At 62.2% G+C, this 16,060-nt stretch carries 14 protein-coding genes; 6 read left to right on the forward strand and 8 right to left on the reverse strand.

The genetic code is table 11. The features are described from left to right. Positions 1–2 precede the first annotated feature (2 nt). Entirely contained in the window at positions 3–434 is a 432-nt protein-coding gene (locus AC3WOG_RS03015) for a type IV pilin protein (protein WP_492576593.1), read from the forward strand. A gap of 140 nt (positions 435–574) precedes the next feature. On the opposite strand, the gene AC3WOG_RS03020 is transcribed toward AC3WOG_RS03015, so the two are convergent. The 3 genes from AC3WOG_RS03020 to AC3WOG_RS03030 form a co-directional block, all read right to left on the reverse strand. Next, a complete protein-coding gene (locus AC3WOG_RS03020; protein WP_492576594.1) occupies positions 575–1,054 on the reverse strand; it encodes a DUF3318 domain-containing protein in 480 nt (159 codons plus the stop codon). A gap of 106 nt (positions 1,055–1,160) precedes the next feature. Beyond that, entirely contained in the window at positions 1,161–1,547 is a 387-nt protein-coding gene (locus AC3WOG_RS03025) for a phage holin family protein (protein ID WP_492576596.1), read from the reverse strand. Positions 1,548–1,686: 139 nt separating this feature from the next. Further along, positions 1,687–1,989 carry an ElaB/YgaM/YqjD family protein gene (locus AC3WOG_RS03030; protein WP_341313142.1) on the reverse strand — a complete coding sequence of 101 codons (303 nt, stop codon included), beginning with the start codon at positions 1,987–1,989 and terminating at the stop codon, positions 1,687–1,689. Between the two features lie 357 nt (positions 1,990–2,346). On the opposite strand from AC3WOG_RS03030, the gene AC3WOG_RS03035 reads away from it, so the two are divergent. Continuing rightward, positions 2,347–2,985, forward strand: a complete 639-nt coding sequence (locus AC3WOG_RS03035) for a peroxiredoxin (protein ID WP_492576597.1) — start codon at positions 2,347–2,349, stop codon at positions 2,983–2,985. A gap of 105 nt (positions 2,986–3,090) precedes the next feature. On the opposite strand, the gene AC3WOG_RS03040 is transcribed toward AC3WOG_RS03035, so the two are convergent. Beyond that, entirely contained in the window at positions 3,091–4,281 is a 1,191-nt protein-coding gene (locus AC3WOG_RS03040) for an acyl-CoA dehydrogenase (RefSeq protein ID WP_410833854.1), read from the reverse strand. Between the two features lie 83 nt (positions 4,282–4,364). Between AC3WOG_RS03040 and AC3WOG_RS03045 the strand changes: the two genes are divergently transcribed. After that, complete coding sequence (locus AC3WOG_RS03045) at positions 4,365–5,150, forward strand: IclR family transcriptional regulator (RefSeq protein WP_492576599.1); 786 nt, start codon at positions 4,365–4,367, stop codon at positions 5,148–5,150. 96 nt (positions 5,151–5,246) lie between these two features. On the opposite strand, the gene AC3WOG_RS03050 is transcribed toward AC3WOG_RS03045, so the two are convergent. Next, on the reverse strand, positions 5,247–6,080 hold the full coding sequence (locus AC3WOG_RS03050; protein ID WP_492579701.1) for an EAL domain-containing protein: 834 nt from the start codon (positions 6,078–6,080) through the stop codon (positions 5,247–5,249). 330 nt (positions 6,081–6,410) lie between these two features. Between AC3WOG_RS03050 and AC3WOG_RS03055 the strand changes: the two genes are divergently transcribed. From AC3WOG_RS03055 to fahA, 3 genes are read left to right on the forward strand one after another with little or no spacing between them, the layout of a single operon-like run. After that, the gene (locus tag AC3WOG_RS03055) at positions 6,411–7,772 is read left to right on the forward strand and encodes an MFS transporter (protein WP_492576600.1); all 1,362 of its coding nucleotides are present in this window, start codon (positions 6,411–6,413) and stop codon (positions 7,770–7,772) included. A 47-nt stretch (positions 7,773–7,819) separates the two neighbouring features. Further along, positions 7,820–9,166 (forward strand): homogentisate 1,2-dioxygenase, encoded by a 1,347-nt coding sequence (gene hmgA / locus AC3WOG_RS03060; RefSeq protein ID WP_492576602.1) that lies wholly within the window; start codon positions 7,820–7,822, stop codon positions 9,164–9,166. Beyond that, positions 9,163–10,461 (forward strand): fumarylacetoacetase, encoded by a 1,299-nt coding sequence (gene fahA, locus AC3WOG_RS03065; RefSeq protein ID WP_492576604.1) that lies wholly within the window; start codon positions 9,163–9,165, stop codon positions 10,459–10,461. Before hmgA ends, fahA begins: the two co-directional genes overlap by 4 nt. A gap of 1,029 nt (positions 10,462–11,490) precedes the next feature. Here fahA and AC3WOG_RS03070 read toward each other — a convergent pair. The 3 genes from AC3WOG_RS03070 to AC3WOG_RS03080 all read right to left on the reverse strand — a co-directional run bounded on the left by AC3WOG_RS03070 (position 11,491) and on the right by AC3WOG_RS03080 (position 15,849). Continuing rightward, positions 11,491–13,233 carry a PQQ-binding-like beta-propeller repeat protein gene (locus AC3WOG_RS03070; protein ID WP_492576605.1) on the reverse strand — a complete coding sequence of 581 codons (1,743 nt, stop codon included), beginning with the start codon at positions 13,231–13,233 and terminating at the stop codon, positions 11,491–11,493. Positions 13,234–13,360: 127 nt separating this feature from the next. Further along, on the reverse strand, positions 13,361–14,521 hold the full coding sequence (locus tag AC3WOG_RS03075; protein WP_492576607.1) for an MFS transporter: 1,161 nt from the start codon (positions 14,519–14,521) through the stop codon (positions 13,361–13,363). A 161-nt stretch (positions 14,522–14,682) separates the two neighbouring features. Beyond that, positions 14,683–15,849 carry an MFS transporter gene (locus AC3WOG_RS03080; protein WP_492576609.1) on the reverse strand — a complete coding sequence of 389 codons (1,167 nt, stop codon included), beginning with the start codon at positions 15,847–15,849 and terminating at the stop codon, positions 14,683–14,685. Positions 15,850–16,060: the final 211 nt, after the last annotated feature.

A 16,060-nucleotide genomic window follows, 5' to 3' on the forward strand; every position in this document is an offset into this window, starting at 1 on the left:
TCATGACGAAACCGTACACATCCGCGTTCACGCTACTCGAACTCATGATCGCGTTGGCGGTAGCCGCGACGCTAGTGGTGTTTGCGGTGCCGTCGTACCGGAGCCACGTCGCGCGAACGCACCGAATCGATGCAGCATCCGCACTTTATCGGGCAGCCCAATTTGTCGAGGGAGCGACAGGCGACAGCGCCGCGACCTTGCCGCCGGGCTTCGATCATGCGCCGCAATTCGGCACGCCGGTCTATCGGGTACGGGTGCTGCCGGCGGACGAAGCAAACGGCGGGTACTCAGTGGAGGCTGCGCCAACCGAAGCCGGTCCAATGCGGGACGACGCCTGCGGCATCTTTACCCTCGATGCCACGGGTCTGCGAAGCAATAGAAGTGGCGCAAACGGCGTGGCGCCGGCAAGCGGCGAATGCTGGAACACGAGTTAGAGAACGAGCTAAATAGTGCGAGCTAGTGAGTTCAAGCCGGGCAGAGAAACGCGCCGAGGTCCTTCAGCGCCACCGACTCAAAGTCAAACCGCACGCGGATCAATCAATCAGGTATCCGGAGAACATCGTAGCCGCGCGGTTCAGGAGTCGCCGTCGGCAGGCCCCGCTTTGCCACCGGTCGACTTATTGGGATCGCTCTTTATCTGCTGCCAGATCCGGTACGCTTCCCAACCGGCAAGTGCGAGGCTGCCCCACTTGAGCACGGGTTTGGCGCTACCCAGGATAGTGGCGCGCAGCGGCTTGGCCAACAATATCGACGCAATCGAACTGACGAGCGGGTACTGTTTGAGCAGCGCGCCGATGGTTCCTGCGTTCAGGAAGCCAGTTTTCGAACCGCTGCCCGCGCGTATGCCGCCGAATCCCGGCACGATGAATTTGAGCCAGCTGAAATGCGTGACCGCTTGCCGCAGGTCGACGGTCGCTTGAGCGAGTTCCACGCGCTCGACATCGGCGCGCACCATCAGCAGTTCCTTGCGCAACGCTCGCAGATGCGGCGCGCTCAGATCTTTGACCTGGCGGCGCGTGTTGCGGAAAGCGGTATCGGAATGGCTTTGGCTCATGGCGTGTCGGCGGCAGTAGTGGAGGGCGGTAAAACGGCGCTGCTAGACGCTCGCGGTAGATGCGGAAGGCGCAGGGCGCTTCAAGCACCCGTTGCTCCCGGCCGTGTCACGGCTTACGGAAAATTTCGCGGTCCTTTTCGAACTCTGCAAGCGTGGCTTCGAAGGTCATCGGCGCATTGCGCAAACCGCTGCGCGCCTTCAGCGCACAGGCCAATCCGGCAATGGCGTAAACCACCGTGATGCCGGCGAGCGTCTGCCAGCGATAGGTGTCCCAGAACGCGATGGCAATCAGCGCCGTCAAGGCGATCAAGGCCATCGTGGCGAGCATCAAGGCCGCGAGGCCGAGGAACAGCACGCCGAATAGACGGTCTTTTTCTTCGGCGAGTTCGATGCCGACCAGTTCAAGCCGCGTTTGCAGAATGGCAAACACGGAACCGATGATGCGGCGCAACGGACTGTGTTCCCCGCGCTGCGATTGTGTATCGATCGTCATGGCTGTGAGCGTTGCGCGTGATGGCCTAACCGGCGCGCGGGAACGAGCGCGCCAAGAGAAGCGGACCGGCCAGGCACGCGCCGGTCAACTCGATTCGCTGGTGTGCCGGTCGTCATTCGTCCGGCAGCGAGACCAGGTTTTATTTGCGGTTGATCAACAGCCCCAGCAGCACGCCGGCGCCCGCGGCGATGCCGATGGATGCCCACGGATGTTCGTGCACGTAGTCGTCGGTGGCGCGGGCAGCCTTCTTGCCTTTCTCGACCACGACGACCTGCACGTCAGCCGCCTTCTCCCGAGCCTGCTTCAGGCGCGAAAGCGCCGTTTCGCGCAATTCCGACGCCCGTTCGCCGGTGGCGCTCGCGGCTTGCTTCAATAGATCTTCTGCGTCCGCGAGGACGGTTTTGATATCCGACATCAATCTCTCCTTGTTGATTTCCGACATTGACAGCTCCCCTTCGTTTCACGCCACGCGAGAATCGTAACCAAAGAAACGGCCGCTGGCGAGCGCAGTGCCCGATTCGTTCGAACCGCCGCACGAACCGTTCCCGGTTGAGGTAGAGCAAAAAATTCCACTATCACGGACACCGTGCAGCAAAGTTTGCCTGAGATGGAGTCGATCTGTCCCGCAAAGTTTCCACCAAGGCACTGAAAATTACAAAAACGCATAAAGTACTGACGCAATCTTGGTTCGCCGTGTACCGTCGCTCCCGTATGCTGTATTTTTTGCGAGGCGCGCTTTAGCGGAGCGTTGCGGGCGAACGCTCGCACGGAATGTCCGAATACATCAAGGAGCTGCAACATGAGTCTACGTCTTGGCGACATCGCACCGGATTTCGAACAGGAGTCGAGTGTCGGCCGCATCAAGTTCCACGAATGGCTGGGCGATAGTTGGGGCGTGCTGTTCTCGCATCCGGCTGACTTCACGCCGGTCTGCACGACCGAGCTGGGGTTGACGGCCAAGCTGGCCGGCGAATTCGAAAAGCGCAACGTGAAGACGATCGCCTTGTCGGTCGACAGCGCCGAGTCGCACAAGGAATGGATCAAGGACATCAACGAGACGCAGGCCGCCAATGTCGGCTTTCCGATTCTCGCCGACGGCAATCGCAAGGTCGCCGAGCTGTACGACATGATCCATCCGAACGCCAACGAAACGCTCACGGTCCGCTCGCTGTTCGTGATCGATCCGAACAAGAAGGTGCGGCTGACCATCACGTACCCGGCCAGCACCGGCCGTAACTTCGACGAAGTGCTGCGCGTGATCGACTCGCTACAACTCACGGACAACCATTCGGTCGCTACGCCAGGCAACTGGAAGCAGGGCGATGACGTGGTGATCGTGCCGTCGTTGAAGGACGAAGAAGTGATCAGGCAGAAATTCCCAAAGGGCTACAAGGCGCTGCGTCCGTATCTGCGCATGACGCCGCAGCCGAACAAGTAAGCTGCGCGGGAAGCTGCGGTATAAAGCCGCGGCGCTGCAACGAAAAAAGGCCGGTTCGAAAGAACCGGCCTTTTTTATTGCGCGACGCCAACTAGCAACGCGTCATCAGAAGAACGCCTGAATCCCGGTCTGCGCGCGCCCGAGAATCAGCGCGTGGATATCGTGCGTCCCTTCATACGTGTTCACCACTTCCAGATTCACCAGATGCCGTGCAATGCCGAACTCGTCCGAAATACCGTTGCCGCCGAGCATGTCGCGAGCGAGCCGCGCAATGTCCAGCGCTTTGCCGCATGAATTGCGCTTCATGATCGAGGTGATTTCGACTGCCGCGGTGCCTTCGTCCTTCATCCGGCCGAGGCGCAGCACGCCTTGCAGGCCGAGCGTGATTTCGGTTTGCATGTCGGCGAGCTTCTTCTGGATCAATTGGTTTGCTGCGAGCGGCCGGCCGAACTGCTTGCGGTCCAGCACGTACTGACGCGCCGTGTACCAGCACGATTCTGCCGCGCCGAGCGCACCCCAGGCGATGCCGTAGCGCGCCGAATTCAGGCACGTGAACGGACCGCGCAAGCCGCTGACTTCCGGGAAACGGTTTTCTTCCGGCACGAACACTTCGTCGAGCACGATCTCGCCGGTGATCGACGCGCGCAAACCCACCTTGCTATGGATGGTCGGCGCCGACAGTCCTTTCCAGCCTTTCTCGAGAATGAAGCCGCGAATCGCGTCCTTGCCGTTCTCTTCGAGCTTCGCCCACACGACGAACACGTCGGCAATCGGCGAATTGGTGATCCACATCTTCGAGCCCGACAGCGAGTAGCCGCCGTCGACCTTCTTTGCCCGCGTGACCATGCTGCCCGGATCGGAGCCGTGGTTCGGTTCGGTCAGGCCGAAGCAGCCGATCCACTCGCCGGTGGCGAGCTTCGGCAGGTACTTCTGCTTTTGCGCTTCCGAGCCGAATTCGTAGATCGGCACCATCACCAGCGACGACTGCACCGACATCATCGACCGGTAGCCGGAGTCCACGCGCTCCACTTCGCGCGCGATCAGGCCGTACGCCACGTAGTTCAGACCGGGGCCGCCGTACTGCTCGGGAATCGTCGGACCGAGCAGACCGAGTTCGCCCATCTCGCGGAAGATCTCGATGTCGGTCTTCTCATGACGGAACGCCTCGAGCACACGCGGCGCGAGCTTGTCCTGCGAGTACGCGGCGGCGGCGTCGCGCACCATGCGCTCGTCTTCGGTGAGCTGCTGATCCAGCAGCAACGGGTCTTCCCAGTGAAACTGCGCGGCCTCGGCCATGACGTATCTCCTGATTCCTTGCTTGACTTGAGTTCCGCTATGCGAAACAATGTTTTGCAAACCACGACCGAGTGTATCACCTCATGACGCCTGTATCCACTTTCTCCGAACCGCTCGACGAGCGCAAATTCGTCGTCGCCCTCGCACGCGGACTGGATCTGCTGCGTGCGTTCAAGCCCGGCGAAACGATGCTCGGCAACCGCGATTTCGTCGAACGAACCGGCTTGCCGAAGGCGACCGTCAACCGTCTGGCCTACACGCTGACCGTGCTCGGCTATCTGCGTCTGGACGAAACACTTGGCAAATATGCGCTCGATGCCGGTGTGCTGTCGCTCGGTTTCGCGCTGTTGTCGGGCACCGATACGCTCGAACTCGCGCGCCCGCACATGCGCACGTTCGCACGCGAAGTGGGCGCGGCGGTATCGCTCGGTTGCCGCGACGGCCTCGACATGATCTATCTCGAGACCATCCGCAGTGAAACCGCGCTGACGCTCGGGCTCGCGTCCGGTTCGAAGCTGTCGATGTTGACGAGTTCAATGGGGCGCGCGTATCTCGCCATACAGCCTGCCGACGTGCGCGCGGCCTTGCTGGCCGAACTGAAAAAGGCAGCCGGCAAAGACGGCCCGGCGTTAGTGGCCGATGCTGAAGTCGAGATCGAAGCCTTCGCGCGAGAGCGCTGCTGCTTTTCGTTCCGCGCGTGGCACGACGACGTGAATGCGGTGGCGGTGCCGTTTCGCGAGCCGCGTGAAGGCCGCTGGCTGGTGCTCAGTTGCAGCGGGCCGGCGTCGTCGATGGGAGAGGCGGTGTTTAGGGAAAACGTGGCGCCGCGCCTGAAAGCATTGGCGCGGCGATTGGGCGATACGGGTTGAAGTGCGATGTAAGAAGCTGCCTTCAAAACGCAGACTCAAACGCAAACGCAAACGCAAACTCAAACTCAAACTAAAACGCCGCGGCAACGCAAAGCGTTAAGCCGCCCGATCGTGATAATGCGCGTTGAACAGCGGCCCTTGCACGAAGCGCACATCGTACTGTTGCAGCGCATCGAACTGCACCCCATCCATCACGCGATTGAAGATCAGCGGAATCCGCAACCGGTTTGCATAGCCGACTAGCGGCTTCACCGTCGAGTCGCGCAATGCAACCGCCGCATCCATCTTGATGAAGTCGAGCCGTGCCGTATCGGACACCGACAGAATCTGCCCCGCGTTCGACAGATTGCCCGCCACCTTGAAACCGTAGCGCTGATAGCTCTTGGTCAGATAGCCGAGGAAGGTCTTGTGCGCGACCGCCGCCGCCGGCAACTCGATCACCACGCGCGACGGATTCAGTCCGAACGACACCAGCACGCTCGAAAAATGCCGCCCGTGGTCGTACTTCACGCTTTTCAGCAAGCGCTCATGCACGCGCAAAAACAGCAGCCCATGCCGCTGCGTGCCGAAGAAATTGATTGCGTGCAGCGCACGTGACATGCGGTCGAGTGCGACCAGTTCCTGATCGTCGGCGATGCGCTCGAATGGATCGACGATGTCGAACGGTTCGCCGTCGAGACGCTGCGTGACTGCCTGAAAGCCCAGTTCATCGCCGAAACGGTCCACGCCCTCAGGACCCGACGAAAGCGACTGCGCCAACGAATGCACGCTGATATCGAAGATCGGCTCGTAGGCGCTGCCGAGTTGGATGCCGTCGAATTGGGCCAGCGCGGTTTCGCCATGCACGCCTGTTCCCATCGCCAGATGTTCGCCGAGAAACGGGTGATTGGCGGCGCGGGCAATGAGGTCGGGGATGGTCGGCGGAATCATGAAGGGCGAATAGATGGCAGTAGGTGCGCGCTCGGCGCTCGGCAACGCGACTCGATTGCCGCGTCTCTTGATGGTAGCAGTCCGCACCGCGCGTACATGAACAAAATGCTCATAACGTTATCGGCCGAACGCTTGTGCGACGGGCCGCTCCGGCTTCCAGGCGGACCATTCAGGGTATACGTTAATTTCACTATTCGTAATTAGTTTTACCATTCGTAAATTGCCGCGCTGCTGCGGTGGGCGATTGCGTCCGCATCGAAGGCGCGCTTTTTTGTCTCGCCGCAATGGCGTGGCCATCAAACAATCCAGTCAGGATGAGGGGACAACCCAATGAGCGCCAAACCGGCCCCGGCCGCCGCCAACGTGATCGAAGTCGAGCGCGTGCTCGGCGAAACGCATCACCCGGCCTTTCAATTGATGCTGCTTGCGCTATGCGGGCTGTGCCTCGTGATCGACGGTTTCGACGCGCAGGCAATGGGCTACGTCGCGCCGAGCGTGATCGGCGAATGGCATGTGTCGAAGGCGGCGCTCGGGCCGGTGTTCAGTGCGAGTCTGTTCGGCATGTTGCTTGGCGCGTTGGGCCTGTCGGTGCTGGCCGACCGGATCGGCCGCCGCCCGGTGCTGATCGGCGCGACGCTCTTCTTCGCGCTGTCGATGCTCGCCACGCCGTTCGTCACGACGATCTCCGCGCTGATCGCGTTGCGCTTCATCACCGGCCTCGGGCTCGGCTGCATCATGCCGAACGCGATGGCGCTGGTCGGCGAGTTCTCGACGCCCGCGCACCGCGTCAAGCGCATGATGCTGGTGTCGTGCGGCTTCACGCTGGGCGCGGCGCTCGGCGGCTTTATCAGCGCCGCGCTGATTCCGGCCTATGGCTGGCGCGCGGTGTTCTGGGTCGGCGGCGCGGTGCCTTTGCTGCTCGCGTTCGCCATGCTCGCCGCATTGCCGGAGTCGCTGCAATTTCTGGTGCTCAAGGGGCACCGCGAGCGCGCGTTGCGTTGGCTCGCGAAGTTCGATCCGGCGCTGCCAATCGATGCGAACACACGTGTCGTCGTACGTGAGAAAGGCAACGACGGCGCGCCGGTCGCCGAACTGTTCCGCACGGGCCGCGGCCCGGTCACGCTGATTCTGTGGGCGATCAGCTTCATGAACCTGATCGATCTGTACTTCCTGTCGAACTGGCTGCCGACCGTGATGCGCGATGCCGGCTACTCGCCGGGCACGGCAGTGATCGTCGGCACGGTGCTGCAGACGGGCGGCGTGGTCGGCACGCTGCTGCTCGGCTGGTTCATCGAACGCTTTGGTTTCGTGCGCGTGCTGTTCGTGTGTTTCGCGGGCGCGGCGCTGGCGGTCGGCACCATCGGCACGGTCGCGCACGCGCTGCCGTGGCTTCTGATCGTGGTGTTCGCCGGCGGCTTCTGCGTGGTCGGCGGACAGCCGGCAGTCAACGCGCTGGCCGGCCATTTCTATCCGACCGCGCTGCGCTCGACCGGCATCGGCTGGAGCCTCGGCATCGGACGGATCGGCTCGGTGATCGGACCGCTGGTCGGCGGGCAACTGATCGCGCTGAACTGGTCGAACACATCGCTCTTTCATGCGGCCGCCGTGCCGGTGCTGTGCTCCGCGCTGCTGGTGATCGCGCTGGCCGGCGCGACGCGGCAACGCGGTCCAGCGGCGCCGCAGACGGCCTGACGTAGACAGCTCACGTCGGCACATCAAGTATCAACGGAGAACCTTGTATGGATACCCAAACACGTACGCCGAATACCGCCAGTTCGCGGCTTGAAATCGAGCCGGGCTATCAGTCGGGTTTTGCGAACGAATTCGCGACGGAGGCATTGCCGGGCGCGCTACCCGAAGGCCGCAATTCTCCGCAGCGCGCGGCCTATGGCCTGTACGCCGAGCAACTGTCGGGCACTGCGTTCACTGCGCCGCGCGGCCATAACCGCCGTTCGTGGCTGTACCGGATTCGTCCGGCCGCGATGCATAAGCCGTTCACGCCGCTGCCGTCGGAGCGGCTCGTCGCCAACTTCGCCGACGTGCCGCCGACGCCGCCGAATCAGTTGCGCTGGGACGCGTTGCCGATGCCGACCGGGCCGACCGATTTCGTTGACGGCTGGGTAACGATGGCGGGCAACGGTTCGGCGGAAGCGATGAACGGTTGCGCGATTCATCTGTACGCGGCGAACCGGTCGATGAAGGACCGCTTCTTCTACAGCGCGGACGGCGAACTGCTGATCGTGCCGCAGGAAGGGCGCCTGCATATCGCGACCGAACTCGGCCTGCTCGATGTCGAGCCGTTCGAAATCGCGGTGATCCCGCGTGGCATCCGCTTTGCGGTGAGCTTGCCGGATGGCGCGGCGCGCGGCTACATCTGCGAGAACTTCGGCGCGCTGCTGCGTCTGCCGGATCTCGGCCCGATCGGCTCGAACGGCCTCGCCAATCCGCGTGACTTCCTGAGCCCGCACGCTGCCTACGAAGACCGCGAAGGCGACTTCGAACTCGTCGCGAAGATGAACGGCAATCTGTGGCGTGCGGACATCGGTCATTCGCCGCTCGACGTGGTGGCGTGGCACGGCAATTACGCGCCGTACAAGTACGACCTGCGCCGTTTCAACACGATCGGCTCGATCAGTTTCGACCATCCGGATCCGTCGATTTTCCTCGTGCTGCAATCGCAAAGCGATTCGCCGGGCGTCGATACGATCGACTTCGTGATCTTCCCGCCGCGCTGGCTCGCGGCCGAAGATACCTTCCGCCCGCCCTGGTTCCATCGCAACGTCGCGAGTGAATTCATGGGGCTGGTGCATGGCGTGTACGACGCGAAGGCCGAGGGTTTCGTGCCGGGCGGCGCGAGTCTGCACAACTGCATGTCGGGTCACGGCCCGGACGCGGACACCTTCGAGAAAGCTTCGCATAGCGATACGTCGATGCCGAAGAAAGTCGGCGACACGATGGCCTTTATGTTCGAAACCCGCACGCTGATCAAGCCGACCCGTTTCGCGCTCGAAACCGCGCAATTGCAGGCGGATTACTACGAGTGCTGGCAAGGTCTCAAGAAACATTTCAACCCGGAGCAACGATGAACGCATCGAGCGATCTTCAGGCGACGCTCGATCCGTCGCGCAAGAGCTGGGTCGAATCGGCGAACGATTCGACTCACGATTTTTCGATTCAGAATCTGCCGTTCGGTATTTTCAGCGACCGGAACAATGTCACGCGCCGCGTGGGCGTGGCGATCGGTGACGAGATCGCCGATCTGGCGGCGCTGCAAGCGGCAGGATTGCTGAACGTGTCGAAGGATGGCGTGTTTGCCCGCGACACGCTCAACGATTTCATCTCACTCGGCTGCGATGCATGGCGCAGCGTGCGCGTCCAGTTGAGCAGCCTGCTGGCTCGCGACAGCGCCACCTTGCGCGACGATGCGGCATTGCGTTCAAAGGTGCTGGTGCGCCAGTCCGACGCGCAGCTGCATCTGCCGGTGCAGATTCCTGGCTACACCGATTTCTATTCGTCGAAGGAGCACGCGACCAACGTCGGTTCGATGTTCCGCGACCCGAAGAATGCGCTGCTGCCGAACTGGTCGGAGATGCCGATCGGCTACAACGGACGCGCTTCGTCGGTGGTGGTGAGCGGCACGCCGGTGCGCCGTCCCAACGGTCAATTGAAGCTGCCCGATCAGGAACGTCCGGTGTTCGGTGCGTGCCGCAAGCTGGATATCGAACTGGAGACGGGTTTCGTGATCGGTCAGGGCAATGCCCTGGGTGAGCCGATTGCATGTGCCGATGCCGAAGCGCACATCTTCGGCATGGTGCTGTTGAACGACTGGAGCGCGCGTGATATCCAGCAATGGGAATACGTGCCGCTCGGCCCGTTCAACGCGAAGACCTTCGCGACCACGATTTCGCCGTGGATCGTCACGCTCGACGCGCTCGAACCGTTCCGCGTCGCGCAGCCGGCGCAGGAGCCGCAGCCTTTGGCGTACCTGCGTCACGACGGTAAGCATGCTTTTGATATCTCGCTGGAGGTGAAGTTGCGCCCGCAGCACGCGAAGCAGGCGAGTACGATCGCGCGGACCAATTTCAAGCACATGTACTGGACGATGGCGCAGCAACTCGCGCATCACACCGTGTCGGGGTGTAATACGCGGGTTGGCGATTTGATGGGATCAGGGACGATCAGTGGGCCGACTGACGATTCGTTTGGCAGTCTGCTGGAGCTGACCTGGAATGGGAAGAAACCGTTGGAGTTGAAGGAGGGCGGCACGCGGGCGTTTATCGAAGATGGAGACGAACTGACGCTGGCTGGATGGTGTCAGGGCGATGGATATCGGGTCGGCTTTGGCACGTGTATTGGGGAGATTTTGCCTGCGGCGCTGTGATTTTTTTGCGCGTGGCGGTTGGTTTGGTTGTTTGCCTACGGCGTTGGGTTTTGCTTTTGGTTGCGCTTGTTTGCCTGCGCGGCGCTTTTTGTCTGTGTGCCTACGGCGTTGGCCTTTCCTTGTTTTCTTAGTGGTTTATTAGCGTCGCCCCTGTGCGGGGCAGGCACTTACTTTCTTTGCCGCCGCAAAGAAAGTAAGCAAAGAAAGCGGCTCAAACCGCTAATTCTTAAGCGGGTCCCCTGGCTTGAAGGAGGCAGTGGAGCATCTGGAATCGGTGCTCTCGCACATTCAGCCCTAGTGACAAGGCAGTCATGCTTCCGGCGGCGCTGCGCGCGCCGACGCGGTACTTCACAAAACCGCGGGCGCGTGTGGCGCCCGCGGTTGGACAAGCATTGTGGTTTGTGTTTGCTGCGCTAGCGTGACTCGCGGCTGCGTTTCGTTCGGCACTTTTTCGATGCCTGCGGTGGCTCGCACTCACGTCCCTAATGCCTTGCGGAGGCGCTTGCGTCTCACCCGGAGTGCTGGCGCGCACTTGCACACCTGGGCGCCTCGCCGAGGCGAAGCCGATGGCCCCCACCAACCCAAAACGAAGCCCCTGGTTTCCCTTGCAGACTGTCCCGGCGAACACGCAGCGCGAGGCGGGAAGAATGATGCAGGAAGCGCGTACGCCCCATCGGTTTTGAGAAGTACCGCTGCGGCGCGCGCAGCGCCGCCGGAAGAATGACTGCCTTGTCACCAGCGCGGAGTGCGCGAGAGCACCGATTCCAGATGCTCCACTGCCTCCTCCAAGCCAGGGGACCCGCTTAAGAATTGGCGGTGTGAGCCGCTTTCTTTGCTTACTTTCTTTGCGGCGGCAAAGAAAGTAAGTGCCTGCCCCGCACAGGGGCGAAGCTAATAGACCACTAACAAATCAAGGAAAGGCCAACGCCATAGGCACACAGACATAAGCGCCGCGAAGGCAAATAAGATCAAGCAAAGCCCACCGCCGTAGGCATACAGAAGAACACCGCCACCGCATCAAACCACATATCAACTCTTCGCCAGAAGACCAAAAACAGCGACTCCATTGGTGGTCCCAACATAAACCTTCCCATTAGCAATCATCGGCGTGATGAACTTATTCCCCACCCCGAACTGGTCACGCGTACCCATCTGATTGCTGTTGTACAGCTCGGTGGCAAGATTGCCAGAATCAAACGCATGCAACGCCGCAACGTTGCCATTCTCGGCCGCCCACACGATACCGTTAGCAGACCCATTGGCCGATACACTCGGCGTAGTCCCAGGATAAACAAAACTCATCGCCGTCTGACTGGAAGGCGTCGCCGACAACCTCGCATTGGTAATCGTGAACGCCTTCAAATGATCGCTGACGGAGCCAAAATAAACCGTATTGTTGAAATAGGCCGGCATGCCAAATTCGCCACCGCTCAACTGCGCAGGAATCTCCTGGTAAATGTTGTCGCCCGCGGCGTTGAATTTCCCCATCGAGTCACGATTCAGGACATAAATGATGTCGTCCTTACCCGTTCCCAGGGTGAGATGATGAACAGCACCGCTCGCATCGGCGAGATCCGGCAGCACGAGCGCGCCACCCGAGCCAAGATCCTCATCGGCGTTGGACTCCTGAACAATGTTCGACATCGCGAAATAATCCGCGACCGACAGCCCGCCGGCCGTGCCGAGTTTCAGATACGTATTGCCGAAGTCGCCTTGTGCAGGAAAGCCGCCGGCGTTCAAGGCGGTATCGAACGTGCCGTTCGCGTCGAGCAGATAAATCGACGAGCCGTCCGACGCGGGGCCGGCGCCGCTCATCCAGACTGAGCCGTCCGAACCATTCGGCGTGACGTTGAGTACGGAGGTCTGCTGCAAAGTGTCGGCGCTGTAGCCGATAATCCAGCCGGTATACGCGCCCGCGTCGCAATGCGAGGTCCACGTCGTGTAGATGACGCCGTTGAGCAGCAGCAACGCCGCGCGTTCGGCATAAGACGACGGCGCGAACACGACGCGGCCGTTCGAACTGTTCGCACCGGTACCCGGATACGACGCAGTGACTTCGGTCGGTCCGTTCAGCAGTTCGGCGCCGGTCGCGAGGTCGAGCGCATGGACGCGCTGGTGGTAGCCGCCGCCGGAATCCTTCGTCATCGCGACAACAAAGATCGTGCCGTGCGCCCCGCGTGAGCGGTCGATGACCGGCGTCGACGTGATGCCGATCTCAGGCGTGATCTGGGGGCAACCGAGGTCGTTGCTCGGTGTTTCGCCGGCGCTGAGTGCCGACACTTTCCACAGTTGTGTGCCGGCATCGGCATCGAACGCAAACACGCTGTCGTGTTCGGTCACGACGTACAGCACGTTATGCGTGCCGCCGGCAATCGCCAGCGACCCGACGAAAAGCGGCTGTCCATCTACTTTGCCATCGACGGTAAAGAAGCCGACTTTGCCGAACGTCGTTGCGTTGACGTTCGTGGGCGTGAGGATGGTTTCGTTGAGGTTCTGGCCGGTGCGGGCAATGTCGTTGTGGTAAGTCACGACATCGCCGGCCGCGGACCTCGCGGTGCCGCCGGAAGAGGTACCTGGACCTGAAGTGCCCGTGCTGCCCGTAGCGCCCATGCTTCCGGTCCCGCCGGTTGTGCTGCCTGAGCCGCTGCCACTGGTGCTGGCCGTACCTGAGGTCCCGCCGCCGCCACCTCCGCCGCAACTCAAGAAGAGCACGGCGCATAAAATCAGCGCGCTCAGCAGGTAAAAACGGCGCAGGATGGGCAGAGTTTGCATGGCGTTCTCCCCATTGCCGGCGTCCGCGCCATGAGAGATCCTTCAAACCAGCGAAGGGCCGTGCAATGTGGCATTAAAGGTAGCATCAAGCGTGCTGGCGAACGCGCCAAAAATCAGTGCCGGAGCGTCATCCGATCGCGCGCAGCGGTGCTCGCCGTCTTTCCCACCACACGGCGGCGAGAAACGCGAGCGCCGCGACGAACAGCACGCCGACCATCGCGTCATTGCCGACGCCCTTCATCAGCGCGCCGGCCACCATTGGGCCGCCGAAACTCGCCGCGCTCCACGATGCGCCCATCAGCGAACTCGCCGATACCAGCGCGATCCCGCGAAAACGTTCGCCGCACGCGACCATGGATAGCGTGTAGACCGCGCCCGCGGCCGCGCCGAGTACATACAGCAGCGGCCAGCACAGCCTCGGCGACGTGATCGCCCATGGCAGGAACGGCAGCAACAGCACGGTGATCACACCGCAGCCGATATGCACCCGTTCGCGGCCGAGCCGGTCGGCGAGCCAGCCGATCGGAAACTGCAAGGTCGTATCGCCGAGCAGCAACGCTGAGGCGAACAGCACGGCCACTTCGCTCGTTATTCCGTGCGACATCGCGAAGAGTGGCAGCAGCGACAACGCGATCGTGTCGAATAACGCGAAAAAGCCCGTGCCGATCACGAGCGCCGGCATCTGCGGCAACACGTAGCGCCAGCTGCCGTGCGCCGCATGTTCTTCTTCGGACGCTTGCGGCGTCTTGCGGATGGTGGCGAGCGTCGGCAACGCCAGCAGGAAGATCGCGCCGCAGATCAGGAAGCGCCCGTGCATATAGCCGGCGATCTGGCTCACCAGCACCGGGCCGGCCATCTGGAACAGCGTGAAGTTGGTCGCGTAGATCGCGATGACGCGGCCACGCGTGGCATCGTCGGCGAGCTGGTTGACCCATGCTTCGCCGATCGTGAAGAGGAACATGAGCGCCGCGCCGCACAGCACGCGCAGCACGGCCCATACCCAGAGGTTCGACGTGAACTGCATCAATGCGGTTGCCACCGCAACCGTCAGCACGGCGCCGACAATCACCTGACGGCCGCCGAAACGCGCGGCCACCCAGCTTGCCACTGGCACGACGATAAGTCCGCCGCCCGCTTGCGCGGCGGTCAGCAGGCCGACCACGTCGGTGCCATAGCCGGCTTGCGTCAGCGCAAGGGCCGTGAGGGGAAGCGTGGCGCCGCTACCGAGTCCGACAACGGCGACACTCAGAATCAGGGCGAAGAAATCGCGAGTGAAGATGACTTTCATCGGCCGGGATGCTACTACGGCCGCCGGTCATTCGTACCTTTGTGCGGCTTTCCGAGGGGTTTTGTGAACGGTTTTGGGAAGATCGGGTGAACGCGGACGAAGGCCGCGTTCGAAGGTGCTTTCCAGGCGCGGCCGGGGCAATCAGCCGATCGTGCCCGTACTTAACCCGGCACCGCTATCCGTTGCGTACGCCGGTCGATCGACACCGACCACAGCGTCAAACCCAGCGCGCCGATCGAGGTCGCCACGCCGACCCACGGCAAGGTAGTCAGCGGCGCGCCTGCACCGATCGTCATGCCGCCGAGCCAGGCGCCCGTCGCATTGCCGAGGTTGAATGCGCCCTGATTCAAGGTCGATGCCAGATTCGGCGCATGGCTCGCGCGATCGACGATCAACATTTGCAGCGGCGGCACGATTGCGAAGGCCAGAATGCCCCACGCAAAGATCGTGATCATCGCCGGAATCTCCGCGTGCATCGTGCCGGCGAAGATGGTCAGGATCACGACGATCGCCAGCAAAAACGCCAACAGCGACGGCATCAGCCGCCAGTCCGCCAGCTTGCCGCCGAGTGTGCTGCCGACCGTCAGGCCGAGGCCGAACAGCAACAGCACCAGCGTGACCGCATGCGGCGTGAAGCCGGTCACGTCTTCGAGAATCGGCGTGATGTACGTGAAGGTGGAAAAGAGGCTGGCCGACGCGAGCACGCTGATGCCGAGCACCATCAGCACCTGCGGATTCTTCAACACGCTGAATTCGCGGACGAGGCTGGCCTTCTGCATCTCGATCTTTGCCGGCAGACACACGGCGAGCGCGCCCGCGGCGAGCACGCCGATGCCGGTGACCGCCCAGAAGGTCGCGCGCCAGCCGACCGCCTGGCCGAGCGCGGTGCCGAGCGGCACGCCCAGCACGTTGGCGAGCGTGAGGCCGGTGAACATCAGCGCGATTGCTTGTGCGCGGCGGTTCGGCGCGACCAGACCGGCGGCGACCACCGAACCGATGCCGAAGAACGCGCCGTGGCAAAACGCCGTGACGATGCGCGCGGCCATCAGCACCGCGTAGCCCGGGGCGATCGCACACAGCAGATTGCCGACGATGAACACGCCGATCAGACTCATCAGCGCCTTCTTGCGCGGCATGTTCGCCACCGCGATCGCGACGATCGGCGCGCCGATCGTGACGCCGAGCGCGTAGGCCGACACCAGCATGCCGGCAGCCGGGATCGACACGGCCAGGTCACGCGCGACATCGGGCAGCAACCCCATGATCACGAATTCAGTGGTACCGATTCCAAAAGCGGCAACGGCGAGGGCGAGCAGGGGTAAAGGCATGATGACGGAGCGAGAATCGGCGTGACGGGGAGCGCCACGCGGCAGGCGCGCGTTTTCGGGGCGAAGAGCGCATGCGCCGTGCAAGGGGTAAACAGTAAGGGATTCTACCTAAGTCAAAACGGCTTTGCTGAGCGTCAAGCGGAGTGTTGTTTTTCGTTGAAAGGCGCGGCGGGACGGGCTTTGCCGACGCTTTGGCAACGATTTGGCGGCG

It is taken from the genome of Paraburkholderia sp. FW306-02-B (assembly GCF_058782725.1).

Bases quoted from the DNA above. Each gene is read 5' to 3' on its own strand.
- AC3WOG_RS03015 (WP_492576593.1), top strand. From the start codon at position 3: ATGACGAAACCGTACACATCCGCGTTCACGCTACTCGAACTCATGATC.
- AC3WOG_RS03020 (WP_492576594.1), bottom strand. From the start codon at position 1,054: ATGAGCCAAAGCCATTCCGATACCGCTTTCCGCAACACGCGCCGCCAG.
- AC3WOG_RS03025 (WP_492576596.1), bottom strand. From the start codon at position 1,547: ATGACGATCGATACACAATCGCAGCGCGGGGAACACAGTCCGTTGCGC.
- AC3WOG_RS03030 (WP_341313142.1), bottom strand. From the start codon at position 1,989: ATGTCGGAAATCAACAAGGAGAGATTGATGTCGGATATCAAAACCGTC.
- AC3WOG_RS03035 (WP_492576597.1), top strand. From the start codon at position 2,347: ATGAGTCTACGTCTTGGCGACATCGCACCGGATTTCGAACAGGAGTCG.
- AC3WOG_RS03040 (WP_410833854.1), bottom strand. From the start codon at position 4,281: ATGGCCGAGGCCGCGCAGTTTCACTGGGAAGACCCGTTGCTGCTGGAT.
- AC3WOG_RS03045 (WP_492576599.1), top strand. From the start codon at position 4,365: ATGACGCCTGTATCCACTTTCTCCGAACCGCTCGACGAGCGCAAATTC.
- AC3WOG_RS03050 (WP_492579701.1), bottom strand. From the start codon at position 6,080: ATGATTCCGCCGACCATCCCCGACCTCATTGCCCGCGCCGCCAATCAC.
- AC3WOG_RS03055 (WP_492576600.1), top strand. From the start codon at position 6,411: ATGAGCGCCAAACCGGCCCCGGCCGCCGCCAACGTGATCGAAGTCGAG.
- hmgA (WP_492576602.1), top strand. From the start codon at position 7,820: ATGGATACCCAAACACGTACGCCGAATACCGCCAGTTCGCGGCTTGAA.
- fahA (WP_492576604.1), top strand. From the start codon at position 9,163: ATGAACGCATCGAGCGATCTTCAGGCGACGCTCGATCCGTCGCGCAAG.
- AC3WOG_RS03070 (WP_492576605.1), bottom strand. From the start codon at position 13,233: ATGCAAACTCTGCCCATCCTGCGCCGTTTTTACCTGCTGAGCGCGCTG.
- AC3WOG_RS03075 (WP_492576607.1), bottom strand. From the start codon at position 14,521: ATGAAAGTCATCTTCACTCGCGATTTCTTCGCCCTGATTCTGAGTGTC.
- AC3WOG_RS03080 (WP_492576609.1), bottom strand. From the start codon at position 15,849: ATGCCTTTACCCCTGCTCGCCCTCGCCGTTGCCGCTTTTGGAATCGGT.